The organism is Actinoplanes sp. NPDC049668 (assembly GCF_044465445.1).
In the GTDB taxonomy this organism is placed as follows: domain Bacteria; phylum Actinomycetota; class Actinomycetes; order Mycobacteriales; family Micromonosporaceae; genus Actinoplanes.
This window is the reverse complement of record NZ_JBITLR010000003.1, coordinates 648,190-673,535: the sequence shown is the minus strand read 5'-3', so window position 1 is coordinate 673,535 and position 25,346 is coordinate 648,190. Positions and strand designations below refer to the sequence as shown.

General features: G+C 71.4%; 28 protein-coding genes. 11 read left to right on the top strand and 17 right to left on the bottom strand.

Annotated elements, in window-relative coordinates; translation table 11 throughout:
- Nucleotides 1-20 precede the first annotated feature (20 nt).
- The gene (locus tag ACIBSW_RS15785; protein WP_354721203.1) at nucleotides 21-599 is read right to left on the bottom strand and encodes an N-acetyltransferase; all 579 of its coding nucleotides are present in this window, start codon (nucleotides 597-599) and stop codon (nucleotides 21-23) included.
- Nucleotides 600-769: 170 nt separating this feature from the next.
- Between ACIBSW_RS15785 and ACIBSW_RS15780 the strand changes: the two genes are divergently transcribed.
- Complete coding sequence (locus ACIBSW_RS15780) at nucleotides 770-1,354, top strand: topology modulation protein (RefSeq protein ID WP_354721205.1); 585 nt, start codon at nucleotides 770-772, stop codon at nucleotides 1,352-1,354.
- Here the strand turns inward: ACIBSW_RS15780 and ACIBSW_RS15775 are convergent.
- From ACIBSW_RS15775 to ACIBSW_RS15760, 4 genes are all read right to left on the bottom strand, one after another.
- Complete coding sequence (locus ACIBSW_RS15775; RefSeq protein WP_354721207.1) at nucleotides 1,272-1,874, bottom strand: hypothetical protein; 603 nt, start codon at nucleotides 1,872-1,874, stop codon at nucleotides 1,272-1,274. The two genes, ACIBSW_RS15780 and ACIBSW_RS15775, sit on opposite strands and share 83 nt — an antisense overlap.
- 40 nt (nucleotides 1,875-1,914) lie before the next feature.
- The gene (locus ACIBSW_RS15770; RefSeq protein WP_404799341.1) at nucleotides 1,915-2,523 is read right to left on the bottom strand and encodes a hypothetical protein; all 609 of its coding nucleotides are present in this window, start codon (nucleotides 2,521-2,523) and stop codon (nucleotides 1,915-1,917) included.
- Nucleotides 2,524-2,604: 81 nt separating this feature from the next.
- Nucleotides 2,605-3,003, bottom strand: a complete 399-nt coding sequence (locus tag ACIBSW_RS15765) for a hypothetical protein (protein WP_354721210.1) — start codon at nucleotides 3,001-3,003, stop codon at nucleotides 2,605-2,607.
- 199 nt (nucleotides 3,004-3,202) lie between these two features.
- Complete coding sequence (locus ACIBSW_RS15760) at nucleotides 3,203-3,406, bottom strand: anaerobic C4-dicarboxylate transporter family protein (protein WP_354721288.1); 204 nt, start codon at nucleotides 3,404-3,406, stop codon at nucleotides 3,203-3,205.
- A gap of 475 nt (nucleotides 3,407-3,881) precedes the next feature.
- Here ACIBSW_RS15760 and ACIBSW_RS15755 point away from each other — a divergent pair, with 475 nt between their 5' ends.
- Both ACIBSW_RS15755 and ACIBSW_RS15750 read left to right on the top strand, forming a co-directional pair.
- Nucleotides 3,882-4,403 carry a SigE family RNA polymerase sigma factor gene (locus ACIBSW_RS15755; protein ID WP_354721212.1) on the top strand — a complete coding sequence of 174 codons (522 nt, stop codon included), beginning with the start codon at nucleotides 3,882-3,884 and terminating at the stop codon, nucleotides 4,401-4,403.
- A gap of 10 nt (nucleotides 4,404-4,413) precedes the next feature.
- A complete protein-coding gene (locus ACIBSW_RS15750) occupies nucleotides 4,414-5,874 on the top strand; it encodes a rod shape-determining protein MreC (protein WP_354721214.1) in 1,461 nt (486 codons plus the stop codon).
- Nucleotides 5,875-6,374: 500 nt separating this feature from the next.
- Here the strand turns inward: ACIBSW_RS15750 and ACIBSW_RS15745 are convergent, their stop codons facing one another.
- From ACIBSW_RS15745 to ACIBSW_RS15730, 4 genes are all read right to left on the bottom strand, one after another.
- Nucleotides 6,375-8,315, bottom strand: a complete 1,941-nt coding sequence (locus tag ACIBSW_RS15745) for an ABC transporter ATP-binding protein (protein WP_354721278.1) — start codon at nucleotides 8,313-8,315, stop codon at nucleotides 6,375-6,377.
- A gap of 101 nt (nucleotides 8,316-8,416) precedes the next feature.
- On the bottom strand, nucleotides 8,417-9,196 hold the full coding sequence (locus ACIBSW_RS15740; protein WP_354721216.1) for an enoyl-CoA hydratase/isomerase family protein: 780 nt from the start codon (nucleotides 9,194-9,196) through the stop codon (nucleotides 8,417-8,419).
- A complete protein-coding gene (locus ACIBSW_RS15735; protein ID WP_015620263.1) occupies nucleotides 9,193-9,420 on the bottom strand; it encodes a helix-turn-helix domain-containing protein in 228 nt (75 codons plus the stop codon). The genes ACIBSW_RS15740 and ACIBSW_RS15735 overlap by 4 nt, the downstream gene beginning before the upstream one ends.
- Nucleotides 9,421-9,883: 463 nt before the next feature.
- A complete protein-coding gene (locus ACIBSW_RS15730) occupies nucleotides 9,884-11,488 on the bottom strand; it encodes an ABC-F family ATP-binding cassette domain-containing protein (RefSeq protein ID WP_354721218.1) in 1,605 nt (534 codons plus the stop codon).
- A 216-nt stretch (nucleotides 11,489-11,704) separates the two neighbouring features.
- On the opposite strand from ACIBSW_RS15730, the gene ACIBSW_RS15725 reads away from it, so the two are divergent.
- The gene (locus ACIBSW_RS15725) at nucleotides 11,705-12,625 is read left to right on the top strand and encodes a neutral zinc metallopeptidase (protein ID WP_354721220.1); all 921 of its coding nucleotides are present in this window, start codon (nucleotides 11,705-11,707) and stop codon (nucleotides 12,623-12,625) included.
- On the opposite strand, the gene ACIBSW_RS15720 is transcribed toward ACIBSW_RS15725, so the two are convergent.
- Entirely contained in the window at nucleotides 12,622-13,254 is a 633-nt protein-coding gene (locus ACIBSW_RS15720) for an acVLRF1 family peptidyl-tRNA hydrolase (protein ID WP_354721222.1), read from the bottom strand. The genes ACIBSW_RS15725 and ACIBSW_RS15720 overlap by 4 nt on opposite strands.
- Nucleotides 13,255-13,284: 30 nt before the next feature.
- Between ACIBSW_RS15720 and ACIBSW_RS15715 the strand changes: the two genes are divergently transcribed.
- Nucleotides 13,285-13,968, top strand: coding sequence for a DNA alkylation repair protein (locus ACIBSW_RS15715; protein WP_354721224.1), 684 nt, complete (start codon nucleotides 13,285-13,287; stop codon nucleotides 13,966-13,968).
- Here ACIBSW_RS15715 and ACIBSW_RS15710 read toward each other — a convergent pair whose 3' ends face one another.
- The gene (locus ACIBSW_RS15710) at nucleotides 13,969-14,562 is read right to left on the bottom strand and encodes a LysE family transporter (protein ID WP_354721226.1); all 594 of its coding nucleotides are present in this window, start codon (nucleotides 14,560-14,562) and stop codon (nucleotides 13,969-13,971) included.
- Nucleotides 14,563-14,694: 132 nt separating this feature from the next.
- Here ACIBSW_RS15710 and ACIBSW_RS15705 point away from each other — a divergent pair, with 132 nt between their 5' ends.
- Nucleotides 14,695-15,405, top strand: a complete 711-nt coding sequence (locus ACIBSW_RS15705) for a histidine phosphatase family protein (protein ID WP_354721228.1) — start codon at nucleotides 14,695-14,697, stop codon at nucleotides 15,403-15,405.
- On the opposite strand, the gene ACIBSW_RS15700 is transcribed toward ACIBSW_RS15705, so the two are convergent.
- The gene (locus tag ACIBSW_RS15700) at nucleotides 15,406-16,161 is read right to left on the bottom strand and encodes a maleylpyruvate isomerase family mycothiol-dependent enzyme (protein WP_354721230.1); all 756 of its coding nucleotides are present in this window, start codon (nucleotides 16,159-16,161) and stop codon (nucleotides 15,406-15,408) included.
- Between the two features lie 35 nt (nucleotides 16,162-16,196).
- Nucleotides 16,197-17,912: an IlvD/Edd family dehydratase gene (locus ACIBSW_RS15695; RefSeq protein ID WP_354721232.1), complete on the bottom strand. Its 1,716-nt coding sequence runs from the start codon at nucleotides 17,910-17,912 to the stop codon at nucleotides 16,197-16,199.
- A gap of 59 nt (nucleotides 17,913-17,971) precedes the next feature.
- On the opposite strand from ACIBSW_RS15695, the gene ACIBSW_RS15690 reads away from it, so the two are divergent.
- From ACIBSW_RS15690 to ACIBSW_RS15670, 5 genes are read left to right on the top strand one after another with little or no spacing between them, the layout of a single operon-like run.
- On the top strand, nucleotides 17,972-18,730 hold the full coding sequence (locus ACIBSW_RS15690; RefSeq protein WP_354721234.1) for an IclR family transcriptional regulator: 759 nt from the start codon (nucleotides 17,972-17,974) through the stop codon (nucleotides 18,728-18,730).
- A complete protein-coding gene (locus tag ACIBSW_RS15685; RefSeq protein ID WP_354721236.1) occupies nucleotides 18,727-19,614 on the top strand; it encodes an SMP-30/gluconolactonase/LRE family protein in 888 nt (295 codons plus the stop codon). Before ACIBSW_RS15690 ends, ACIBSW_RS15685 begins: the two co-directional genes overlap by 4 nt.
- Nucleotides 19,611-20,453, top strand: a complete 843-nt coding sequence (locus ACIBSW_RS15680; RefSeq protein WP_354721237.1) for a fumarylacetoacetate hydrolase family protein — start codon at nucleotides 19,611-19,613, stop codon at nucleotides 20,451-20,453. The genes ACIBSW_RS15685 and ACIBSW_RS15680 overlap by 4 nt, the downstream gene beginning before the upstream one ends.
- Nucleotides 20,453-21,484, top strand: coding sequence for an alcohol dehydrogenase catalytic domain-containing protein (locus ACIBSW_RS15675; RefSeq protein ID WP_354721239.1), 1,032 nt, complete (start codon nucleotides 20,453-20,455; stop codon nucleotides 21,482-21,484). The genes ACIBSW_RS15680 and ACIBSW_RS15675 overlap by 1 nt, the downstream gene beginning before the upstream one ends.
- Nucleotides 21,477-22,214, top strand: coding sequence for an SDR family oxidoreductase (locus tag ACIBSW_RS15670; protein WP_354721241.1), 738 nt, complete (start codon nucleotides 21,477-21,479; stop codon nucleotides 22,212-22,214). The genes ACIBSW_RS15675 and ACIBSW_RS15670 overlap by 8 nt, the downstream gene beginning before the upstream one ends.
- A 4-nt stretch (nucleotides 22,215-22,218) precedes the next feature.
- Here ACIBSW_RS15670 and ACIBSW_RS15665 read toward each other — a convergent pair whose 3' ends face one another.
- The 4 genes from ACIBSW_RS15665 to ACIBSW_RS15650 all read right to left on the bottom strand — a co-directional run bounded on the left by ACIBSW_RS15665 (nucleotide 22,219) and on the right by ACIBSW_RS15650 (nucleotide 25,329).
- Entirely contained in the window at nucleotides 22,219-23,157 is a 939-nt protein-coding gene (locus ACIBSW_RS15665) for a metallophosphoesterase (RefSeq protein ID WP_354721243.1), read from the bottom strand.
- A 65-nt stretch (nucleotides 23,158-23,222) separates the two neighbouring features.
- Nucleotides 23,223-23,624 (bottom strand): metal-sulfur cluster assembly factor, encoded by a 402-nt coding sequence (locus ACIBSW_RS15660; RefSeq protein WP_354721244.1) that lies wholly within the window; start codon nucleotides 23,622-23,624, stop codon nucleotides 23,223-23,225.
- Between the two features lie 20 nt (nucleotides 23,625-23,644).
- Nucleotides 23,645-24,103, bottom strand: coding sequence for a Fe-S cluster assembly sulfur transfer protein SufU (gene sufU, locus ACIBSW_RS15655; RefSeq protein WP_354721280.1), 459 nt, complete (start codon nucleotides 24,101-24,103; stop codon nucleotides 23,645-23,647).
- The gene (locus tag ACIBSW_RS15650) at nucleotides 24,100-25,329 is read right to left on the bottom strand and encodes a cysteine desulfurase (RefSeq protein WP_354721246.1); all 1,230 of its coding nucleotides are present in this window, start codon (nucleotides 25,327-25,329) and stop codon (nucleotides 24,100-24,102) included. Before ACIBSW_RS15650 ends, sufU begins: the two co-directional genes overlap by 4 nt.
- Between the last annotated feature and the right edge of the window lie 17 nt (nucleotides 25,330-25,346).

Here is a 25,346-nt window from a genome sequence, read left to right as displayed (position 1 = left end):
CCGTCCAACCAGAGTTGGAATCAACTCCCTGACTCGACCAGAGCTTCCACCCGCTCTAGCTCAGGGTCACGCAGACCGACTGTGTCAGTGGTCCAGAACGCCTCGGGATAGATCAGCCGGCCGACCATCCACGGCTGGTACGACGAAAGAAGCGCCACCTGGAACCCCGGGTCCGGGATGCGCGTCGAGGGCCGGTCGAACCCGAGGGCGGAGGCGGAGCTGAACCCGCGGCGTCCGTAGTAGTCCGGGCTGCCCTCGAGGAAGACGGCCGGCGCGCCGCGACCTTCGGCGGTCTCCAGCGCCGCCGTGACCAACGCGGTGCCGACGCCGTTGCGCTGGAAGTCGGGACGTACCGACAGCGGGGAGAGCACCAACACCTCGACCAGCTCGCGTCGAGCGTCCACCCAGCCGCGGGAGAGACCGACGTGCCCGACCAGCTCCTCGTCGACGACAGCGACCAGACTCGCCCGAGCCGCTCCACTGGCCTGCAGGGCTCGCATCATCTGCACAACGCGCCCGTCCGGTGGCTCGCCGAATGCCGCCGAGACGACCTCCTCGGCAGCCGGCTCTTCGGCCGGCATAACCTCACGGATCTCCATGGCGCGACCTTAGTGTCAGAGGTCGGCCGGCGCACCGGAGTTTCTCGCGCCCATCAGCGGGCGTGGCGGTATGGGTGTACTGATTTATGCAGCACCGGCCGGCCCGGCTCGACGGTCCGCACGGTCGGTGCCGGACGATGATCGAGACTCACCTGCGGCGGGTCGCGATCGTGGGCGCCGGCGGCGCCGGCAAGACCGTGCTCGCTCGTCAGCTGAGCGCGCTCCTCGACCTTCCGGTCACCCACCTCGACGCACTGCGCTACACGCCGGACTGGACCCTCGTGCCCGACGACGACTTCGAGGCCGCGCAACGCAGAGCGGTCGCCGGCGCGGCGTGGGTGATCGACGGAAACAGCCTGGCCACCCTGCACATCCGTGCCGCGGCGGCCGACACGATCATCGTGCTCGACCCACACCCGCTCGTCTGCCTCCTCGGCATCCTCCGCCGAAGGCTGCGCTACCGCGGCGGCCAACACCCCGACGGCGTCTTCGACAAGATCACTGCCGGGTTCCTGTGGTACGTGCTGACCTACCGCGCCCGGCACCTACCGAGAGTCATGCAGCGCATCAGCAAGCACCGCGCGGACACCACCGTGGTGCACCTGCGAAGCCGACGCGCCGCACGCCGATACCTGGCCGACGTCCGCCGCCACTCGTCAGGCGGTACGCGCTTTACGAGTTCTGCCAGAGGAAACGGCCTTCCCGGAGATCCGGCGACAGGAACACGTAGCCGATTCCGGCGTCACCGAAGCTGATCGGGAAGGGAAGCTGATCGGAGTCCAACTGGATCAGGAAGCGGTAGCCCTCCCCCGGCACCTCCGGGTTCTGCAGCCACAGCGGCGCACCGCCGCCGAACTGATAGCCGCCGGCGTCGTCCGGCGCCACCGCGAGCCGGTGATCGGTGGCGACGGTAGGTCCGGTCGCCTGCGCCGACACGTCGATCGGCCGCGGATCGGCTGAGCCGTAGACCTTCACCATCGGCCCGTACACCCCGAGCACCGGCAGCCGGCCGTCGCGCTGCACGATGACGGCGTTCTCGCCGCCGTCCGGCGCCCAGGTGTCCTCATCCACATGTTCCGTGGCGTCGGTCATGAACACATACGCCAGCCCGGCCGGGACCTGGAACTGCGCGATGAACGACATCGGCGTGCCGAGGTTGCGCGAGAGCGGCCACTGCGGCTCCTCGAGCCACACCGGCTGCCCACCCATCTTGGAGATCGGCTCGGCGACCGGCTCCGGCGCCGGTTCCACGGTGAAGTACAGACGATCCGACATCTTCGACTCCGGGACTTGCAGGGGCGGGACACAAGGATGATCACCGAGCCACGACTGGGTATCCGATCGCGGTGACGTCCTCGCGCAGGGCGGCGAAGTCCACGTCCGGATTCAAGGCTCGAGCCACCGCCTCGGTGAGGGGGCGGCGCGCGACGATGTGCTCGACGGCCGACCGGTCCACCGCGGTCTCGTAGTAGTCGCCGGCGAACTCGACATACTGATCGACGATGTCGTCGAGCAGGATCTGGAGCTGGGCAGCGCCATCCGGCCCGACGTTGTCGTACGGTCCACGAGACGGCGGAAACACGATGCCCGTCCCCGCGTGCCAGCAGTCGTCACCGGCACGCCGCCACAGCACCGCGGTCGCGACGAACTGTCCGATCTCGTCGCCGAAGGCCGGCTCGTCGAGCTGCGGACGGAACACCTCCGGAAGACCGTCGAGAAGTCCCGGCCACAGCTCGCCGTCCGGATCCCGGTAGGGCGACATCGACGACTCGTGGGCGAACACCCGGATGAACGTCCCGTCGCCGGTGAACACGGCCGTCCACTCGTCGCCGCTGCCGTTGCTCATCTGCGCGGCCTCGTCGTCGCCCCAGGCCGGGTCGAAGGCGTAGTACGGCTCGCCGCCGTCGATGATGCGCTCCAGCACGGCCAACGACCTGCAACGCTCACGCAGAACGTCGACGGGAGGCAACGCTGCCGCGATGTCATACACATTCACCCGGCGACCCTACGACAGCGCCGTCTGTGTTCTATCGAACGAACGCCGGGTCGTCGAAGCCAGTTCCCGCAGCTTGGCGGCGGAGAAGAGGACCAGGATCTCGTCAGCAGGGATGAAGAACCGCTGCGGCTCCGAAAACTGCGGCATCCCGGCGACGAACCACACCGTCCCGGCCGGGAAGTCCAGCCGCACAGCGACCGGAACGTCCACCGTGTATGCCGGGCTGACGATCGTGCCGTCGGCTCGCCGACCCGGGCCGAGCTCCAGCCGCTCCCAGTGAAAGGCGCCGCCGCTGATCGGCGTCCCGAGGTACGGCGCCCAGACGCCCGGGTCACGGGTGTCCGGGCCGACCCGCTGCGGACCGTCCACGCCACCGGCCAGGTGATCCGTGATCGGCTCGTGAAACACGTCACTGTCACGGGCCCCTGGTCGGTTCCGAGCTGAACGCCCATGACGGCGTGGTGCCAATCGCCGTAGTCCCACTCCGACGCCTCGGGGCCGAGGTTGCGGACGTCCCAGTAGTCGACCGCCGTGAGACGCCGACCTCGAAGATCAGTCAGCTTCGCCTCGAAACCGGCACGCAGGTCATCTGGTCCGCCCCCTGATCTCACGTTCCCATTCTTCTGTCAGGGGTCAGGGGTCGATCGGGGTGGGAGGGGGTGAGGACTATCGGCTCGGGGTCGGGGAGGTAGGGGAGGACCGCGAGGCCCACCAGGCCCCAGAGGCCGAGACCGATGCCGCCCATGCGCACACCGAGAAGGATCGCGACGATCACCACGATCCCCTGCGCGACGATCAACGCGGCATCCACCCGAACCTCCCAGCCCTCGCGGAACCAGACATCAACCCATGTCAGTCGCCGAATCGTACGAACGCCGGACCGGGAGCCGGAACATCCGCGACGGGTGACCCGGTCCCCGGCCTGCGCGATTGCGGCCTGGTCGAGGGCCGGGCGGTCGGGCGGTCGGGCGGTCGGGCGGTCGGGCGGTCGGGCGTCAAATGTTCCACCGGCTGCCGCAGCCCGCTCGGCTTCGGCCTGGGCTCCTTCGTCGAGGTCTCCAGCGCCCTGGGGTGATCTGGCAGTTCCGGTCCCGCGTGCCCGAAGCCAGGGAGCGGCCGGCACTGCGCGGCATCGCCGTGTCGTTCTTCGCCCTGGCCGCCCTCCGGCGGGGACGGCCACGGATCAAGATCGTCGATGTAGGAAATCTTCGGATCACGGCAACCTTTACCGTGCTCCAGGGCGTAAGTAGTCCTCGTGAAGTTGAGATCAAGGATGCGGGGGGCTGGTGCGCGATCGTGAGGACGAGGAGGTTACGGCCTTCGTCCGGGCGCGTTACGGACCGTTGCTTCGGACCGCCTATCTGCTGTGCGGCGATCGAGGGAAGGCCGAGGACCTGGTCCAGACGGCGTTGGCCAAGACGGTAGCGGCGTGGCCTCGCCTGCAAGGCGCGGAAGGTATCGATCGCTACGTGCAGCGAATTCTGGTCAATACCTATGTGACCTCGCGGCGGCGCCGGTCCTGGTGGGAGCAACCCCTGGGTCGGCTGGTGGAGAGTCGAGCGCGGGACGAGTACGTAGGGGTGGAGCAGCGAGACTGGCTACGCCGAGCACTGGAAGGGCTACCGGCACGCCAGCGTGCTGCGGTCGTTCTGCGCTTCTATGAGGACCTGTCCGAGCAGGAAGCGTCGCACGCGCTGGGCTGTTCGGTCGGCACGGTCAAGAGTCTTTCGTCAAGGGGCCTGCAGACACTGCGCAGGCGGTGGGTCGAGGTCGACACTGTGGCTGAACACGAGGTGCGATATGCATAGCCCGACAGAGTTGCGTGACGGTCTGATCGAGCTGGCCGTGCCGGTGATACCCATCGAGGGCTACGAAGACGGAGTCATGCGGCGGGCACGCCGGCTTCGTGGACGGCGGCGTATCGCCACCGGAGCGGCGGCCGCGGTGTGCGTGGCGTTGCTGGTGACGATGTTTCGAGTGGTCGGCGTCGGGTCCACGCCGCAACTTGCCGCGGCGACCCCGGACGGCCCGTTCCTGGGCTGGTCCTCTGTGGGCGACGTTGACGTCGCCCTGGTGCGTGAGGCAATTGATACCTGGGACCGTACCGCCTCGACAGGTCCGCACTCTGGCGTTCGAACTCTGGTGGCGACGCGGGACCGACTCCTGCACTCGGTGGTCGTGCTTCAGGGCTACGACAAGCAGGGCGCGGCACGGTTGGCGTTCTTCACAAGTGATGTGAGCGCGGCGGATGCCTTGCGGTTGCGGGCCGATCGGCCGGCGCCCGACCCGGTGAACACCAAGGTGATCAGTCTGGTCAGTCCTCGGTTGACCGGGCCGGCGGGAACCCTCAGCACGGATCCCTGGGGTACCTACGCCATCGCCGTCGTCATGCCAGGCGTTACCGCGGTACGGGTATCAAGCACTGCGATCGACGAACAAATGATAGGAACACCCGACGCACCCACCAGTCGCCTCGCTGTAAAGAGCCTCCCGCTCGCTGCGACTGCGCAGACGACCGCCATCGCCGGTTTCATCACGGCGAAACTACCCTTCGCCAAAGCGACAAAGGTGTTCGAGGAACCAGGCGAGGACGGCGCCGACGGCGACGCGCGGGCTGTACCCGCCGAGGTGGTCAGCAGGACCGGCCAGCAGATGGTCGTGGTGTTCCCGAAGGGCCAGGCGGTGCGGCAGGGGCAGCTCGCTGTCGTAGCCGAGGGTCTGGTTGGACGCGTCACCGCAGTCGATGCCGCTCGCGGCGAAGCCACTGTCGACTTGGTCACCAGTACCGGATTCGCCGGCGAGGTCTACACCAATATCAGTAATGTGCCGGGTTCCGGGCGTGGGACCGGACAGAAGCTGGTCATGGAGCGCATTCCGGCAGGTGGCGAGGTCTTCCAGGGTAACCGTGTCTTGATGCCGGATCCATCCCAGGACAACAATCAGGTGGGCGCTGTCACGATCGGGCGAGCGTCCGCCGAAAAGGCGGTGGACGCAAGCACGGTAGAGCTCACGCCGACGGCGGACCTATCCCACCTGGAGAAGGTGTTCAATGACGCCGTTCACTGTGGGCCCCCGCTAACGCCAGAACGCGCGGAGGCGAGTCGCCTCCGCATGTGCTCGGTGCCCGCCCGGCTTTGGTCGGTGCACGTCCCTGCTACCAGACGCACCTCGGCGCTGCCGGAATGGTCGACATGGAACGGTACGGCCGCGAAGGAGACCGCGGCTAGTTCGCCTGCCCGGTCGACGAACGCGGCTGGATCAAGGGTCTTCGGCGATTGATCAGGGGCGACCGCTACCGCGAGCCAGAAGGCGGCGCCATGCCCGTCCAGGCTCCCGGTGCCCGAGATCAGCTGGTGATCCGCAATCAACGCTGCCTCGGCCCGGCGCGTCACCTGCGGCAGGAAGCGCGCAGCGCCGACAAGGGCCTTCCGCAGGGCGGCTTCCAGCACGGCTACCGTCAGGCACCGTCGGTCTCGACATCTGCACTGCGCACGGGGGAGGAACCCCGGCCGTGCACGAGAAGCTTGACCGTACACGGGGAGTTGGAGCATCCCCGGCTTTGGCATGGGGTGACCTGTTCCGCAGCACCGACTGTCTGTCTCAGCGCAGTTGTGGTAGCCCACCCATTTTCGAGGTGGTGCGGCTGGCGGATCATGGCGATGTGTATCGGCGCACCGCTGCGACTGGCACATCTAAGCCGTGAACCGGGAATCTCGCGAAGTCGACGGTGCTGCACCGTTCGTCGCCGAGGCGACAGGTTGAGAGGCCGGCGCCCCGGGTCAGGGCTCGATCGGGTGGGAGGCGGTGACGATGATCGGTTCGGGCTCGGCCAGGTAAGGGACGGCGGGGCTGTCCGCGACCGCGAACTGGGTGCGGTAGAGCTCGGCGTAGAGGCCGCCGGCCGCGACCAGGTCGGTGTGGCGGCCGCGTTCGACGACGCGGCCGGCGTCCAGGACCAGGATCTGGTCGGCGTCGCGGACCGTTGACAGGCGGTGGGCGATGACCAGGGCCGTTCGGCCCTCGAGGGCGACCGACAGGGCGCGCTGGACCGCGGCCTCCGACTCGCTGTCGAGGTGGGCCGTCGCCTCGTCCAGGATCACGATCGACGGCTGTTTGAGCAGCAGGCGGGCGATCGCGAGGCGCTGCTTCTCGCCGCCGGAGAAGCGGTAGCCGCGCTCGCCCACCATCGTGTCCAGGCCCTCGGGCAGCGCGCGGACCAGGTCGGCGACCTGGGCGCCGCTCAGCGCCGCCCACATCTGCTCCTCGGTCGCCTCGGGCCGCGCGTAGCGCAGGTTCTCGGCGATCGTCTCGTGGAACAGGTGCGAGTCCTGGGTGACGACGCCGATGGTGTCCCGCAGCGAGTCGAGGGTGGCGTCGCGGACGTCGACGCCGCCGACGCGGACCGCGCCCTCGGTCACGTCGTAGACGCGGGAGACCAGCATCGAGGTGGTGGTCTTGCCGGCGCCGGACGGGCCGACCAGGGCGACCATCTGACCGGGCTCGACGGTGAAGTCGACGCCGCGCAGCACCGGGGTGTTCTCCGTGCGGTCGAGCGCGACCACGTCCTCCAGCGTCGCCAGCGAGACCTCGTCGGCGCTCGGGTAGCGGAAGTGCACGTCGCGGAACTCGAGGTGGCCCGCGCCGGCCGGGATCGCCGTCGCGCCGGGCTTCTCCTCGATGCCCGGGCGCAGGTCCAGAACCTCGAAGACCCGGTCGAAGGAGACCAGCGCGCTCATCACGTCGACGCGCACGTTGCTCAGCGCGGTCAGCGGGCCGTAGAGGCGGGTGAGCAGCAGCGCCAGGGTGACCACGGTGCCGGCGGTGACGCTGCCGGTGACCGCGAGCCAGCCGCCGAGCCCGTAGGTCAGGGCCTGGGCGAGCGAGGCGACCAGCAGCATGGCGACGAAGAAGGTGCGGGAGTACATGGCCTGCTGCACGCCGATGTCGCGGACCCGCTTGGCGCGCTCGCCGAAGCGGGCCGCCTCGGCGCCGGGCCGGCCGAAGAGCTTGACCAGCAGCGCGCCGGAGACGTTGAAGCGCTCGGTCATCGTCGCGTTCATCTTCGCGTCCAGGTTGTAGGACTCGCGGGTGATCTCGGCGAGCCGCTTGCCGACCCGGCGCGCGGGGATGACGAACACCGGGAGCAGCACCAGCGAGAGCACGGTGATCTGCCAGGAGAGGGTGAACATCACGGCCGCGGTCAGCACCAGCTGGATCACGTTGCTGACCACGCCGGACAGCGTCGAGGTGAACGCGCGCTGCGCGCCGGTGACGTCGTTGTTGAGCCGGCTGACCAGCGCGCCGGTCTGCGTCCTGGTGAAGAACTGGAGCGGCATGCGCTGGACGTGGTCGTAGACCTGGGTGCGCAGGTCGAGGATGATGCCCTCGCCGATGCGGGCCGAATACCACCGCTGGGCCAGCGACAGGAACGCGTCGACGACCGCGAGGCCCGCGATGGTGAACGCGATCCGGATCACCGTCGCCGCGGCGTCGGGGCCGCCGGCGGTGATCGCGTTGACCACGTGGCCGGCCAGCACCGGGGTCGCGACGCCGATGCCGGCCGCGAACACGACGGTGATCAGGAACACCACGATGTCGCGGCGGTATGGGCGCGCGAACTGCAGGATGCGCCGGGTGGTGCCGCTGCTGAGCTGGTGTTTCGACACGCGCTCTGAGTTTTGGATCGAGCGCAGCATCATCCAGCTGGAGCCGCTGGACATCGGGCCCATGTGTCACCTCCCGGGCGTCGTGAACCGCAGGCAACAGTGTGCCTGCTGGGTGTGACAACCCGAGAGGTAACCGGTTTCTTCCTGTTGGGTCCTTACTCACTACCGATCAGGTCACGCAGGCGGCGGGTCTGCGCCTCCCGCTCGGCCCGGTCCTGCTCCGCGTACGAGCGCTGTGGCGCTCCGGCGAGCAGGGCCTTGATCTCCGCGACGGCGCCGGCGTCGCCGGCCAGCGTGGCGGCGGCCAGGTCGGTGACCGCGCCCGCCAGGTCGGCGCCGGGCACCACGGCGGTGGCCAGACCGATCCGGTCCGCCTCCTGCGCCGAGATCCGCCGGCCGGTCACGCAGATCTCCAGCGCCCGGGACACCCCGACGAGCTCCGCCAGGCGCTTCGTCCCGCCGAGATCCGGTACCAGGCCGAGGGTCACCTCGGCCATCGAGAAGCGCGCGTCGTCGGCGAGAACCCGGAAGTCGCAGTTCAGCGCCAACTGAAATCCCGCGCCGATAGCGTGGCCCTGTACGGCCGCGATGGTGACGAGCGACGGACGTCGTAACCAGGTGAACGCTTCCTGGAAGCCGGCAATGCGTTCGGCACACTCTTCCGGCGACAACCGGGCCAGTACGGGCAGCGAAGAATCGCCGTCACCCCGGGCGACCGACAAGTCGAGTCCCGCGGAAAAGGCGCGTCCCTCACCGCGGACAATGACGACTCGCACATCTCCCGGTAATTTCCGGGATATATTGCCGAGCTCTGACCACATGGCCGGAGTCTGTGCATTGAGCACATCGGGCCGGCACAACGTCACCGTTGCGACCGGCCCGTCCTGGTCATACCGAACGCCTACGTCGGACCCGGGTGATGCACTGGTCGTCATGCCTTCTTACGACGGCGGGCGCCGCCGCGCTGGCGCAGCTGTACACCCGACTCGGTGAGCACCCGGTGCACGAATCCGTAGGACCGCCCGGTCGAGGCGGCCAACGCGCGAATGCTCTCCCCGGACGTGTAACGCTTCACCAGGTCTTTGGCGAGCGTCTGGCGCTCGCTTCCAACGATTCGACGACCCTTCTCAGTGCTGGTGGCTGTGCCCGTGGCTGCCATGTTGAATCCTCACGTCCCAGACTGTGCGGTTCGATACGGTCCCACCTATTAGACCGCCTCCAACGATCATGCGCTAGGTATCTTGGCTTAGCGAACGTGCCCAATTACCACTGTCAGGAACCCGACGGTCACCATGCGCATCAATGTCAGACCGATGGCACCGCGCCCGGAAGACACCGCGAATCGGGTACCGGAGAGCGTTTTCCCGGGCCGGCCGGCGTCCGCTGTGGTATAGCGACCCGGGGTCCAAGACCACCCGCTGAGCTGCACAAACATCAACTACGACAGAGCCGGACAACGATGTCACTCACTGTCTATACGGGGTTCACGCAGAGGCGCCGTGACGGTGGGCACACCCGGGTATGGCGCGGCCCGGCTCCGTCACGGGGTGACCGGAGCCGGGCCGGAGTCGCACTGTCTGTGTGGGCACCAGTTGACAACTGACGATGCCGTTGATCCTGGATCACGCCAGCTCGACGAGCTCCAGCAGGTCGTCGCTCCACGCGTCCTCGTCGCCGTCGGGCAGCAGGATCGCCCGGTCCGGCTTGAGCGCCTGCACGGCGCCGGCGTCGTGCGTGACCAGCACGATCGCGCCCGGGTAGTTGGCGATCGCGTCGAGCACCTGCTCGCGGCTGATCGGGTCGAGGTTGTTCGTCGGCTCGTCCAGCAGCAGTACGTTGGCGCCCGAGCAGACCAGCGTCGCGAGCGCGAGCCGGGTCTTCTCGCCGCCGGAGAGCACCCCGGCGGGCTTGTCGACGTCGTCGCCGGAGAAGAGGAACGCGCCCAGGATCTTCCGCAGCTCGGTGTCGGTCTGCTCGGCCGCGGCGCTGCGCATGTGCTCGAGGATCGTGCGGTCCACGTCCAGGGTCTCGTGCTCCTGGGCGTAGTAGCCGAGCCGCAGCCCGTGCCCCGGGCGCACCTCGCCGGTGTCGGACTCCAGCAGGCCGCCGAGGATCCGCAGCAGCGTGGTCTTGCCGGCGCCGTTCAGGCCGAGGATGGCCACCCGCGAGCCGCGGTCCACCGCGACGTCGACGTCGGCGAAGATCTCCAGCGAGCCGTACGACTTCGACAGTCCGTGCGCGGTCAGCGGCGTCTTGCCGCACGCCGCGGGGCTGGGGAAGCGCACCTTGGCGACCTTGTCGGAGCTGCGGACCTCCTCGAGGCCGCCGAGCAGCTTCTCCGCGCGCCGGGCCATGTTCTGCGCCGCGACGGTCTTGGTGGCCTTGGCCCGCATCTTGTCGGCCTGCGCCATCAGGGCGCCGGCCTTCTTCTCCGCGTTGGCCCGCTCGCGGCGGCGGCGGCGCTCGTCGGTCTCCCGCTGGTTCAGGTAGGTCTTCCAGCCGACGTTGTACATGTCGACGACGGCGCGGTTCGCGTCCAGGTACCAGACCCGGTTGACCACGGCGTCGAGCAGCTCGACGTCGTGGCTGATCACGATGAGGCCGCCCTTGTGCTGCGCGATGTAGCCGCGCAGCCAGGTGATCGAGTCCTGGTCCAGGTGGTTGGTCGGCTCGTCGAGCAGCAGGATGCCCTTGCCGTTCTGGCCCGAGTTCTGGAACAGGATGCGGGCCAGCTCGATGCGGCGCCGCTGGCCGCCGGAGAGCGTGCCGATCGTCTGCGCCAGCGCCCGGTCGGGCAGGCCGAGGTTCGAGCAGATCCGGGCCGCCTCGGCCTCGGCCGCGTAGCCGCCGAGGCTGGCGAACTGGTCCTCGAGCTGGCCGTAGCGGCGGATGAGCTTCTCGTCGCTGCTCTCCTCGAGCTCGACCTCGAGCTTCTGCATCTCGGAGAGGAGCACGTCGAGGCCGCGGGCGGAGAGCACCCGGTCGCGGGCCGTCACGTTCAGGTCACCGGTACGGGGGTCCTGCGGAAGGTAACCGACCTCACTCGTGCGGGCCACCTCCCCGGCGTACGGCTGGCCCTCGCCGGCCAGGACCTTGAGGGTGGTCGTCTTGCCGGCGCCGTTGCGGCCGACCAGGCCGATGCGGTCGCCAGGCTGGACCCGCAGCGTGGTCGGGGAGATCAGGATCCGGGAGCCCGCACGCAGTTCGAGTCCGGTGGCGGTAATCATGAGGAGACGTCTCGCTCTCAGTGAAGAGGCTGGCTCAGGCACACGGAAGCGCCGAGCCGGAGGAGAAGCATCCGGTCGGCGCGGGGCAGGTCAGCCTTCGCAGAGCAGCACCCGCCGATTGTACCGGGCGCCCGCCGCGACCTCCCAACCGATTAGCCCGCGACGGCAACGGGTAAGCGGCGGAGCACACGTGCCGGATGGCCGAGCGAGGGTGAGATGGAACTCAACGAGAACGCCAGTATCGACACCAGCCAGATCGACGACCAGCGCTCCTCCGGCGGATCGGGCGGCGGCATCGGTGGCCTGCCCATCGGTGGCGGAGGTCTCACCGGCATCGTCGTCGCGGTGCTGATCGCCCTCGTCGGCGGCTACTTCGGCGTCAACAACCTGGCCGGGGACGACGGGACGGCGCCGACCGGCGGCGGCGACGCCGCGCTGGCGCAGAAGTGCGCGCAGTCGGACGCCCGCGAGCAGCTCGACTGCCGCAACGTGCTCTTTGTGAACTCGATTCAGGACTACTGGGCCGACGCGCTGCCGGCGAGATTCGGCGAGCCGTACCAGCCGGCCAAGACGGTCCTGTTCTCGAACGCGGTCCGCACGAAGTGCGGCGCGGCCGACTCCGGGGTCGGACCGTTCTACTGCCCGGCCGACGACCGGGTCTACATCGACCTGACGTTCTACCGGGTGCTGGCGGACCAGCTCGGCGCGCCGGGCGAGTTCGCGCAGCCCTACGTGCTGGCGCACGAGTACGGCCACCACGTGCAGGACCTGCTGGGCACCGAGGCGGCGATGCGCCGGGCGCAGCAGCGCGACCCGGGCAACGCGAACGACCTGTCGGTGAAGCTGGAACTGCAGGCGGACTGCTACGCGGGCGCCTGGGCGAAGAACGCGACGGGCACCGACGACAAGTCCGGCAAGAAGATCTTCAAGAGCATCGGCCAGGAGGACATCCAGCAGGGCCTGGACACCGCGGCCAAGATCGGTGACGACGCGCTGCAGCGGCGCGGCGGCGGCGAGGTCAACCCGGCGGAGTTCACCCACGGCACCAGCGCCCAGCGGCAGGAGTGGTTCGGCAGGGGCTACGCGTCGGGCTCCCCCAAGGACTGCGACACGTTCGCCGGCGGCGGGCTGAACTAAGGATCCCGAACCAGGATCCTCACCGTACGGGCCTGGGCCGCCGCCTCCTCCAGCACCGTCCGGCGCGGCTCGGGCACGTCCAGGAAGCGCTCCGCGCGCAGCGCCGCCAGCGGCCGCAGGTTCGGCGCGGCGAGGATCGACTCGACCGCCGTACGGTCGCCGCCGGTGACCAGCGCGCTCAGGCCCCGTACCTCCGGAAGGAGCAGGCGGGCCGCGATGCCGGCGCCGTCCGCGGCCGCCGCCTTCGCCTGGTTGTCGCGGCGACGCGCGAAGCGCTGCTGCGACCAGCCGCCCGCCGCGGTCCGGCCCTGCACGTAGTGGGTGTCGACCTTGGACACGACCAGCTTCGTGCCCTCGGCGACGCCGACCGCGACCGCGCCCTTGCGGGCCAGCAGCAGCCCGATCCGGCGGGCCGCGCCCGCCTCGCGCCGCAGCGACTCGAGGTCGTCGACCGGCGGCGCGCCCGGCGGCGGCACCAGCTCGGCGGTCGCGCCGTCCGCCGCGGTGAGCAGCAGGCCGGCCCCGGTCCACGGCCCGTGCCGGGCGGCGAAGTTCTCCAGCCAGCGCGGCAGCCGCTCGGGGGCGACATCCACCCAGCGTCCACCACCCGCGGCCGGTCGAGCACTCATGCCCTCACCCTACGGTGCGATGATCGTCACATGACCCGACCGCTCGCCGACGAGCTGCTGGACCGGCTGGTCCGGGAGTTCGGCGCGGCCCGCGACCCCGAGCGCGCCGTTGGCACGGCGGCATACATGCGAAACCAGTTCGCCTTCCTCGGCCTGCCGACACCGGCACTGCGGGCGCTGGCCCGTCATGTACTGGCCGGCCTGCCCGCGCCGACCGAGGCGGACCTGCGCGCGGTGGCGCTTGCCTGCTGGGAGCTGGAGGAGCGGGAGTACCAGTACTTCGCCTGCGACCTGCTGCGCAGCCACGTGGCGGTGCCGGGCCCGGACTTCCTGGACACCGCGCAGCGGCTGATCACGACCAAATCGTGGTGGGACACGATCGACCCGCTGGCCACCCGGTTCGTCGGCGGGCTGGTGCGGCGGCATCCGGAGCTCGGCGCCCGGATGGACGCGTGGTCCGCCGAGGAGAACAAGTGGCTGGTCCGCACGGCGATACTGCACCAGCTGCACTACGGCGCGGAGACGGACACGGACCGGCTCTTCGGCTACTGCACGCGGCAGGCGGGCCACCCCGACTTCTTCGTCCGCAAGGCGATCGGCTGGGCGCTGCGCCACTACGCCCGTACCGACCCGGACGCGGTACGCCGCTACCTCGCCCGGCACCGCGACGCGCTGTCCCCGCTCTCGGTGCGCGAGGCGGCGAAACACCTCTGATCAGACCACCAGGCCGACGGCCAGGATCGCGATGACGGCGCTGGAGACCAGGGCGGTCACCAGGCGACCGCGCTCGCCGGTCAGCACCCGCCCGACCAGGGAGCCCCCGCCGGCCACCAGCAGTTGCCAGCTCGCCGAGGCCAGGAACGCGCCCAGCACGAACCACACGCCGCCGCCCGCGCCGCCGCGGCCCAGCACCAGCGCCGCGAAGTACACGACCGTCGCCGGGTTGAGCATCGTGAGGCCGAGGACGCCGAGGTAGGCCGCGCCGGGCGTGGTCGTGACCGTGGCGGCCGCGCCGGTCCGCTTCCGCAGCGCCGACCGGGCGGTGTGCACCGCGAGCGCCACCAGCACGGCGGCCGCGGTCCAGCGCAGCGGCGTCGCGATCGGGGCGATCGTTCCGGCCAGGGCCGCGCCGCCCAGGACCGCGACCAGGGCGTACACGCCGTCCGCGGTGGCCGCGCCCAGCCCGGCCGCCGCGCCGACGCGCAGCGAGGTGCGGGCGGTCAGGCCGGCGATCAGTACGGCGATCGCGCCGACGGGCACGGCGACGCCGTAGCCGGCGACGACGCCGGCCAGGAACGGGCCGTTCACGGCACGGGTGGGTGCATAGCCGGGCCGGCGGCGGCACGCTGCTGTCGCACGGCCCGGCAGGGCTCGGCGGCGGGCAGGTGCGCGGGCAGGCTCAGCTTTGTCACGCAGCCATGATGACCGCACACTCGGTTGATGGCCACAGATTTTCGTCGTACGGGCGTCGTCGCCGAGCTGATCGTGATCCGGCACGGGCAGAGTGTGGCGAACGTCGCATTTCCGCTAGCGGACGAGAGAGGCCTGCTCGAGTCGGGGCTGACCGGCCGGGACACCGACGTCGAGCTGACCGCCCTCGGCGTCGAGCAGGCCCGGGCCGTCGGGCGCTGGCTCGCCGCGCTCCCCGCCGAGCGCGCGCCCGAGGTGGTGATCGTCTCCCCCTATCTCCGGGCCCGGGAGACCTGGCGGATCGCGGCCGACTCGTCCGGCCTGGGGCTGCCGGCGCCGGCCGCCGACGAGCGGCTCGTCGACCGGCTGCTCGGCGACCTGGAGATGCTCACCCGGGCGGCGATCGCGGCCCGCTTCCCCGACGAGCCCGCTCGCTGGAAGGAGCACGCGAACGAATACACCTACCGGCCGCCCGGCGGCGAGAACTTCGAGGACATCGCCGCGCGGCTGAGCCTGTTCCTCGACGACCTGAACGCCCGGCACGCCGGCGCGCGGGTGGTCGTGGTCGCGCACGACGCCGTGGTGCTGATGATGCGATATGTCATCGAGGGCCTGGACTGGGTCGGGCTGGCCGCCGTCGTCGCCGAGGCCGGCCGGGTGCTGAACGCCTCGATCACCCGGTTCGACGGCTCCTCCGGGCGCCTCGTGCTGGACGGGTACAACTCGGTCGAGCACCTCTGATCAGCGGGTGTCGGTCCAGGCCTGGAAGCGCTCGACGGTCTCCCGGTCGCCGTCGATCTCGATGCGGTCCAGCGGGATGCGGGTGTAGAGCGCGAGCACCAGGTCGCCGGCCGAGCCGCGCATCGTCGCGTCGGGCTCGTCGCCCGCCGCCGGGCCGGAACGCGCGCCGCCGGGCGTCAGGTCGAGGGTCCACGTCGGCCCCTCGGTCGCCGACAGCGCGATCCGTGCCGAGCGGTGCGGCCACGCCCCGAGCGAGCCGAGGGTCACCACCAGCAGCTCGTCGATGATGTCGATGGCGACGCCCGCCGGGATCTGCTCGGGCTTACCGACGGTCTCCTGCGCGTCGTAGGCGTGCACGGCCGCCTCCTGCACCTGGTGGCGCGCCACCGCGCCGGACGTCATCGGCGCGTCGGAGGCGCCCCACCAGGTCCAGCAGTCGCGGTCCGGTCCGGCCGCGCGCAGCGACTCGATCAGCAGGCGCGTCGACTCGGCCGACCAGGCCGTCAGGTCGCCGACCGGCCGCGGGTCGACGACGGCCGAGCCGGGCGGCGGGCCGTCGGCGGGACCGGCGGCGACCGCGGCCGCCCAGAACCGTTGCACCCGGCCGAGATGGGCGACCAGCTCACGCAGGGACCAGTCGGGGCAGCCCGGCACGCGGCTGTCCAGGTCGCTCGCGCGGGCGAGCGCCACGCGGAGCGCGGCGGACCGCTCGGCGATGAGGTCGAGCGACTCGGGGAACGGCGGCATCTGACTCATTCCCGTTGTCTACCACCGGGGACCGACAATGTCTGTCAATGCGACTCGCGGCTCACCCCGTCGCCGCTCGAGCCGACGAGAAAGTCCAGGTCGGCGCCGGTATCGGCGCCGAGCACGGTGTCCACATAGAGCTTCTGCCAGCCCCGGACCGGCCGGGCCACCGCGGCACGCAGCGCCGCCGACGGCTCGCGCGCCGCCAGCTCCTCATCCGGTACGTCCACACTGATGCTCCGCCCCTCGACGTCGAGGGTGATCCAGTCGCCGTCCCGTACCCGGTCGAGCGGTCCCCCGGCGGCGGCCTCCGGCGCGACGTGCAGCACGACAGTGCCGTACGCCGTGCCGCTCATCCGCCCGTCGCAGACCCGGACCATGTCCCGCACGCCCTGCCGCAGCAGCCGGGTGGGCAGCGGCATGTTCGCCACCTCGGGCATGCCGGGGTAGCCGCGCGGCCCGCAGCCGCGCAGCACCAGCACCGAGTCGGCGTCGACGTCGAGGTCCGGCGCGTCGATGCGGGCGTGGAAGTCCTCGACGGAGTCGAACACCAGGGCCCGGCCGCGGTGCCGCAGCAGGTGCGGGCTGGCCGCCGCGGGCTTGATGATCGCGCCCTTCGGCGCGAGGTTGCCGTGCAGCACGGCGATGCCGGCGCTGGGCAGCACCGGGGCGCCCCGGGTGCGGATGACCTCGGGATCGAAGATCTGCGCGTCGGCGAGCGACTCGACGAAGGGCCGCCCGGTCACGTCGATCGCTGCGGGATCGAGCAGGTCGGCCACCTCACGCAGCACCGCCGCCAGGCCGCCGGCCCGGTACAGGTCCTCCATCAGGTACTTGCCGGCGGGCTGGAGATCTACCAGCAGCGGCACCTCGGCGGCGATGCGGTCGAAGTCGGCGAGGGTCAGCGGCACGCCGAGCCGGCCCGCGATCGCCAGCAGGTGCACGACCGCGTTGGTGGAGCCGCCGAGCGCGGCCAGCGCGACGATCGCGTTGTGGAACGAGCCGGCGGTGAGCACCCGGCTGGGCCGCCGGTCGGCGTCGACCATCTCCACGATCAGCCGGCCGGTCTCGTGCGACCGGGCCAGCAGCCGGCTGTCCGGTGCCGGGGTGCCCGCCGTGCCGGGCAGGACCGTGCCGAGCGCCTCGGCGAGCAGCCCCATCGTGGACGCGGTGCCCATGGTGTTGCAGTGCCCGCGGCTGCGGATCATCGAGGACTCGGAGTCGAGGAACGCGGCCCGGCTCAGCGTGCCGGCGCGCACCTCCTCGGACAGGCGCCACACGTCGGTGCCGCAGCCCAGCGGCACGCCGCGGAACGTGCCGGTGAGCATGGGCCCGCCCGGCACGACGACGGCCGGCAGGTCGACCGAGGCCGCCGCCATGAGCAGCGACGGGATGGTCTTGTCGCAGCCGCCGAGCAGCACGGCGCCGTCGACCGGGTTGGCGCGCAGCATCTCCTCGGTCGCCATCGCGGCCATGTTGCGCCACAGCATCGCGGTCGGGCGCACCTGTGTCTCGCCGATGGACACGACCGGCAGGTTCAGCGGTACTCCGCCGGCCTCCCAGACGCCGCGCCCGACATGCTCGGCGACCTCGTCGAGGTGGCTGTTGCACGGGGTCAGATCGGAGGCGGTGTTGGCGATCGCGATCTGTGGGCGGCCCTCGAACGCCGAGTTCGGCGCTCCCCGGCGCATCCAGGCGCGATGGATGTAGGCGTTGCGGTCCGGTCCGGCGTACCACTGGGCGCTGCGCAGCTCAGGCATGAATCTTCCAATTATCGGAACGCTGGTGTCCTATCTGGAATATCCGGTACGGTACGCCGGTGCCCACGGAAATCGCACCCCCCTTGGTCGGCACGGATCGCGTCCTCGCGGTCCTGACCGAGCTGGCGCGGCACGCCGGCGGCGTCACGCTCGAGGAGATGACCCGCGCGGTGGCCAGCCCCAAACCCACCGTCCACCGGGCCCTGGCCGCGCTGTGCCGGTTCGGCTTCGCCGGCCGCGACGGGCGCGGCCGGTACGTGCTCGGCGACGAGTTCCTGCGGCTGGCGTTCGCGCACCACGAGGCCCGCCCCGACCACCTGCGCATCGCGCCGGTGCTCAGCGAGCTGGCCGTGCGCTACGGCGAGACCGCGCACTACGCCGTCCTCGACGGCGACACCGTCGTCTACCGGGCCAAGGTCGACCCGCCGTCCGGCGCGCTGCGCCTGACCTCGACGGTCGGCGGCCGCAATCCGGTGCACAGCACGGCGGTCGGCAAGCTCCTCCTGGCGTACGCGCTGGCCGACGACGAGGCGGTCGCCGACTGGATCGGCGGACGCGCCCTGGCCTCCCGCACCCCGCAGACCCTGACCACCGCTCCGGCCCTGGCCGCCGCGCTGCGCCGGGTCCGGGTCGACGGCTACGCGGTCGACGACCAGGAGAACGAGCCCGGCATCGTGTGCCTCGCCGTGCCGGTGTTCATGGCGTCGCCGACCCGGCCGAGCGGCGCGGTCAGCGTCTCGGCGCCCGCCTCCCGCACCCCGCTGACCACCCTGATCGCCCAGGTCCCGGCGATCCGAGCGACCGTGGAGGCCCGATGAGACACCTCGCCGCCGTCGCCGGCGAGCAGACCTTCGCCCTCGGCGAGGGCCCCGTCTGGGACGGCCCGCGGGAGCGGCTGCTCTGGGTCGACATCCCCGCCGGCGCGGTGCACGAGGGCCGGCTCGACGGCGACCGGGTGATCGTCACCGCCACGCACCACCTGGACCGCACGGTCGGCGCGGTGGTCTGCTCCGCGGCCGGCGAGCTGCTCGTCGCCGGGGCGAAGACCGTGTTCACCGTGCCGCGCGGAGCCGCCGGCGCGCGGGTCATCGCCGAGGGATCCCGAAGTCGCCTCAACGACGCCGCCTGCGATCCGGCCGGGCGGTTCCTGGTCGGCTCGCTCACGCTCAACCGCTCCCGGGGCGGCGAGACGCTGGTCCGCCTCGAGCGCGACGGCACCCTGACCACGCTCGACGACGACCTGACCCTCTCCAACGGGCTCGCCTGGAGCCCGGACGGCACGCTGTTCTACAGCATCGACAGCGTCCCCGGCATCGTCTGGGTCCGCGCGTACGACGTGGCCACGGGCGCCGTCGGCCCGCGGCGGGAGTGGCTGCGGATCGACGACGGCGTGCCCGACGGGATGTGCGCCGACGCCGACGGGCACCTGTGGATCGCGGTCTGGGGCGCCGGCGAGGTGCGCCGGTACACCCCCGACGGGCGGCCGACCGGGGACGTCGTCGAGGTGGCCGCCCCGCACACCAGCAGCGTCGCGTTCGTCGGCCCCGGGCTGGACCGGATGCTCATCACCACGGCGACGGACGAGCTGGACGCGGAGCGCCTGGCCGCGTACCCGATGTCGGGTCGTCTCTTCCTCGCCGAGGCCGGCGTGACCGGCCTGCCGGTGGCCCCCTGGGCCGGACCGACGTCGGGAGAGCGATGAAGCTGATGCGGATCGGGGAGGCCGGCGCCGAGCGGGCCGTCGTCCGGGTCGACGACGACGGCTACGTCGACGTCGCCGACCTGGGCGAGAAGTTCTTCGCCGCGCCGGAGGAGTTCCGGGAGGCCGTCGACGCCCGGATCGCCGCCGGCCGGGTCGCGCCCTTCGCCGGCGAGCGGATCGGCGCGCCCATCCCCCGCCCGCACCAGATCGTCTGCATCGGGCTCAACTACCGCGACCACGCCGCCGAGACCGGCCAGCCGGTGCCGGACGAGCCGATCCTGTTCACCAAGTCGCCCAACACGCTGGTCGGCCCGAACGACGACGTCCGGCAGCCGCGCGGCTCCACCAAGCTCGACTGGGAGGTCGAGCTCGGCATCGTGATCGGCCGCCGGGCCGGCTACCTGGAGGATCACGACGCCGCGCGCGCCGCGATCGCCGGCTGGGTGGTGTGCAACGACATCAGCGAGCGCGCGTTCCAGATCGAGCGCGGCGGGCAGTGGTCGAAGGGCAAGTCGGCCGAGACGTTCAACCCGGCCGGGCCGTGGCTCGTGACGCCGGACGAGGTGCCGGACGTGTCGGCGCTGGGCCTGTGGCTCGACGTCAACGGCGTACGCCGGCAGACCGGCAGCACCGCTACCATGGTCTTCGACCCGTACGAGATCGTGCGGTACCTGAGTCAGTTCATGGTGCTGGAGCCCGGCGATCTGATCAACACTGGTACGCCGCCCGGCGTCGCCATGGGCCTCGACCCGCCGCCCTGGCTGCGGCCGGGCGACGTCATGGAGCTGGGCATCGACGGGCTGGGCAGCCAGCGCCAGACCGTGGTGGCCGCCCGCTGATGCGCGCCTTCGTGATCACCGGCCCGGGCCGGGCCGAGGTCCGCGACGTGCCGCCGCCCGACGCCCGCCCCGGCGAGGTGGTGGTCGACGTGGAGCGGGCCGGTGTCTGCGGCACCGACATGGAGTTCTTCAGCGGCGCCATGTCCTACCTGCACACCGGCCAGGCGGAGTACCCGATGCGGATCGGGCACGAGTGGTCCGGCACGGTCGCCGCCGTCGGGGCCGGGGTAGATGTGGCCTGGATCGGGCGCCGGGTCACCGGCGACACCATGCTCGGCTGCGGACGCTGCCACCGGTGCGCGACCGGGCGGCAGCACGTCTGCGCCGACCGGGACGAGATCGGCGTCCGCAACGGCCGGCCCGGCGCGCTCGCCGAGCAGCTGGCCGTGCCCGTCAAGGCGCTGCAGGCGCTGCCCGACTCCGTCGATCCCGCGCTCGGCGCCCTGGTCGAACCCGGCGGCAACGCGCTGCGCGCGGTCCAGGCGGCGGCGCTGCCGCCCGGCGGCCGGCTGCTCGTGCTCGGGCCGGGCACGATCGGCCTGCTCGCCGCCCAGATCGCCGCCGCGGGCGGCGCCGAGGTGCACCTGCTCGGGCGGGCCGGCGCGGGGCTGGAGTTCGCCGCCTCGATCGGCTTCACCCGGGCCTGGACCGCCGAGACCCTGCCGCGGCTGCCGTGGGACGCGGTCATCGACGCCTCCAACTCCGCCGCGCTGCCGGCACTCGCCGCCGAGCTGGTCGAGCCGGGCCGCCGGGTGGTCTACGTGGGGCTGGCGAGCGGGCCCAGTCCGGTCGACACCCGGGCCCTGGTGCTCAAGGACGTCACCGCCGTCGGGGTGCTCAGCGCGTCGGGCGGCTTCGCCGGGACGGTCGAGCTGTTCGCGGCGGGCCTGGTCGACCCGCGCCCGCTGATCGCCGCCACCGTCGGCCTGGACGACGTTCCCGCGGTGCTGGCCGGCGAGCGGCACCCGTCCTGGGGCTCCGGCCCGAAGATCCACGTCAGCCCGGCGGCGAAGGGATCGTGTCATGACTGACCTCGAAGGACTCACCGCGATCGTCACCGGCGGCGCGAGCGGGATCGGCGCCGCGACCGTCGCCGTGCTGCGCGAGCGCGGCGCGCGGGTGGCCGGCCTCGACCTCGCCGACCACGACAGCGACCTCTCGGTGGTCTGCGACGTCGGCGACTCCGCGTCCGTCGACGCCGCGGTCGCCGCCGTCGCCGCCCGGTTCGGCCGCCTCGACATCCTGGTCAACAACGCCGGGATCGGCGCGACCGGCGACGTCACCGCGAACGGCGACGACGAATGGCACCGGGTGCTGAACATCAACGTGGTCGGCATCGCGAGGATGTCCCGCGCCGCCCTGCCGCTGCTGCTCGCCTCGCCCAGCGCCGCGATCGTCAACACCTGCTCGGTGGTCGCCTCGGTCGGGGTGCCGCAGCGCGCCCTGTACGCGGCCAGCAAGGGCGCGGTGGCCGCGCTGACCCTGGCGATGGCCGCCGACCACGTCCGCGAGGGGGTACGGGTCAACGCCGTCCTGCCCGGCACCGCCGACACGCCCTGGGTCGAGCGGCTGCTGGCCGGCGCGGACGATCCCGCGGCGACCGGGGCCGCGCTGCGTTCCCGCCAGCCGATCGGCCGGCTGGTCAGCGCCGGCGAGGCCGCGCAGGCGATCGCCTACCTGGCGAGCCCGCTCGCCGCCTCGACGACGGGCACGCTGCTCGCGGTCGACGGCGGCATGGCCGGGCTACGGCTGCCGAATTAGGCGCTCAGTGGCAGGTCCCGGTGCCGGAGTCGGTGAAGGTCTCGCCGGCCACCGGCAGGAAGTCCCAGCGGTAGGAGCCCGGCCGCAGGGTCAGCCGGAGCACCCCGAGGGTGTCGCTCTCGCGCCGTTCGCTGTTCGCCGCGGCCGGGCCGAACGTGTGCCGCTCGGCGCCGCCGCCGGTGCCGACGATGATCTCCCGGATGCCGCGGTCGGGGTCCGGGCGCCCGGTCGGCGTCTGCGGCGCGAAACGCTCGTAGACATGATCGTGCCCGGCCAGCAGCAGTTCCACCCCGGCGTCGTAGAGCGTCTGCACCAGCGGACGGGTCTGCGCGGTCGGCGGGTGTCTGTCCGCCGAGGAGAACTGCGGATGATGCGCCATCGCGACGGTGCAGTTCCCGGCGGCGGCAAGGTCGGCGCGCAGCCAGCGCTGCTGCGCGGAGCCGGTGCCGCAGCCACCCGGCACGGACCGGCAGTTGTTGTTCAGCACGACCACGTGCCAGGCGCCGACGTCGTACGAGTAATAGCCCTTGCCCCGCGGTCCTGCCTTCGGCCCGAAGTAGTCGAAGTAGGGTGCCCCGCCGGCGGTGTGGTAGTCGTGGTTGCCGATGGCCGGGCGGGTCCGGTTCTTGACCTTGCCCCAGGTGGGCGCGTAACAGCGGGCGAAGTCGGCCTTGCTGCCGCTCGGGTAGGCGTTGTCGCCCAGGGTGAACACCGTGCCGGCGTTGCGCTGGACCACCGCGAGGGTCCGGCTGTCGCCGGTGCTGGCGCAGTCGGCGATGTCCCCGGCGCCGATGAGCACCGCCGCGGCAGCGCCTGCGACGGGAACCGTGCCTCGGGATGCCGCACCGCCCGTCGGACCGACCGTGGGGCCGGGCCCGACCGAACAGGCGACGAGGGCCGCGCTCAGCAGCATCGCCGGCGACAAGCCGGAGGAATATCCCATATCTCCCACGCTAGACGAAAACGCCGGACCGGTTGCCCGGTCCGGCGTTCTAGCGAGGTCTTGTCTCAGACGTTGAAGCCCAGCGTCCGCAGCTGGTCGCGGCCGTCGTCGGTGATCTTGTCGGGGCCCCATGGCGGCAGCCACACCCAGTTGATCCGGAAGTCCTTGACCAGGCCGCCGCCGGGGCCGGTGGTCAGGGCCTGGCGGGTCTGGTCCTCGATCACGTCGGTCAGCGGGCAGGCCGCCGACGTCAGCGTCATGTCCAGCGTCGCGACGTTGTCGTCGTCGATGTGCGCGTCGTACACCAGGCCGAGGTCGACCACGTTGATGCCCAGCTCGGGGTCGACGACGTCCTTCATCGCCTCCTCGACCTCGGCGACGGTCGCCTTCTTGACCGGGGCGCCGCCCTCGGCGTCCGGCTTCGCGGCCTCCGCGGCGGGGGCGATCTCTTCCACACTGTCCGTCATGCTGTTTCCTCCTGCGCCGGTCATGCCGTCACCTCCGGGCCAACCCCGACGCCGGCGCGGGCCGCGGCGTCCTTGAACGCCATCCACGGCAGCAGCGCGCACTTGACCCGGGCTGGATAACGCGCGACGCCGGCGAACGCGATGCCGTCGCCGAGCACCTCCTCGTCGGGCTCGATCGCGCCGCGGCTCTGCAGCAGCGCGACGAAGGCCTCGTGCACCCGGCTCGCCTCGTCTGCGGTGACGCCCTGCAGCAGCTCGTGCAGCACGGACGCCGACGCCTGGCTGATCGAGCAGCCCACCCCGTCGTACGAGATGTCCGAGAAGGTGGCGCCGTCCATCGCGACCCGGAGCGTCACCTCGTCGCCGCAGGTGGGGTTGACGTGGTGCGCCTCGCCCGTGAACGGCTCCCGCAGGCCCTTGCCGTGCGGGTGCTTGTAGTGGTCCAGGATGATGTCCTGGTAGAGCTGATCGACCATCAGGCGAACACCTTCCGAACCTGCTCGAGACCGCGCGCCAGGGCGTCGATCTCGTCGGTCGTCGTGTAGAGGTAGAAGGAGGCCCTGGTCATCGCCGGTACCCCGAACCGCGCGCACACCGGGCGCGCGCAGTGGTGGCCAACCCGCACCTCGACACCGAGATCGTCGAGAATCTGCCCGACGTCGTGCGGGTGTACCCCCTCGACCTCGAACGAAACCGTGCCGCCGCGGCCCTCCGGCGTCGCCGGGCCGAAGACGCGCACGCCGGGGATGTCCGCGAGCGCCTTCAACGCGTACGCGGTGATCTCCTGCTCGTGCTCCTGCACGTTCTCCATGCCGAGCGCCGTCAGGTAGTCCACCGCGGCGCCGAGGCCGATGGCCTCGGTGATCGGCGGGGTGCCGCCCTCGAAGCGCGCCGGCGGCGGCGCGAACGTGGTGCCGGTCATCGTCACGGTCTCGATCGTCGACCCGCCGGACAGGAACGGCGGCATGGCCTCGAGCAGCTCGAACCTGCCCCAGAGCACGCCGATGCCGGTCGGGCCGAGCATCTTGTGCCCGGTGAACGCGATGAAGTCGGCGCCGAGCGCGGCGACGTCGACCGGCAGGTGCGGCACCGACTGCGAGCAGTCCAGCAGCACCTTCGCGCCGACCTCGCGCGCCCGGGCGACGATCCGCGACGGGTCGTTGATCGTGCCGAGGATGTTGGACATGTGCACGATCGCGACGATCCGGGTGCGCTCGTTGACCAGCTCCTCGAGGTTCGACTCGTCGAGCCGGCCCTCGTCGGTGACGCCGAACCAGCGCAGGGTCGCGCCGGTGCGCTCGCACAGCTGCTGCCACGGCACCAGGTTGGAGTGGTGCTCCATCTCGGAGACCACGATCTCGTCACCCGGGCCGAGCGAGAGCAGCCGCTCCGACGTGTAGGCGACCAGGTTGATCGCCTCGGTGGAGTTCTTGGTGAACACCACCTCGTCGGGCGAGGACGCGCCGATGAAGGTGGCGATCTTCGCGCGGGCGTCCTCGTAGGCGGTCGTCGACTCGGTGCCCAGCGTGTGCACCGAGCGGGACACGTTGCCGTTGTGCCGCTCCTGGTGCACGCGCATCGCGTCGAGCACCTGGCGCGGTTTCTGCGAGGTGTTCGCGCTGTCGAGGTAGACCAGCGGATGCCCGTTGACCTCCCGATCGAGGATCGGGAAGTCGGCTCGCACCAGGCGCACGTCGAACGTCATGATCGGTTCCTCGATCC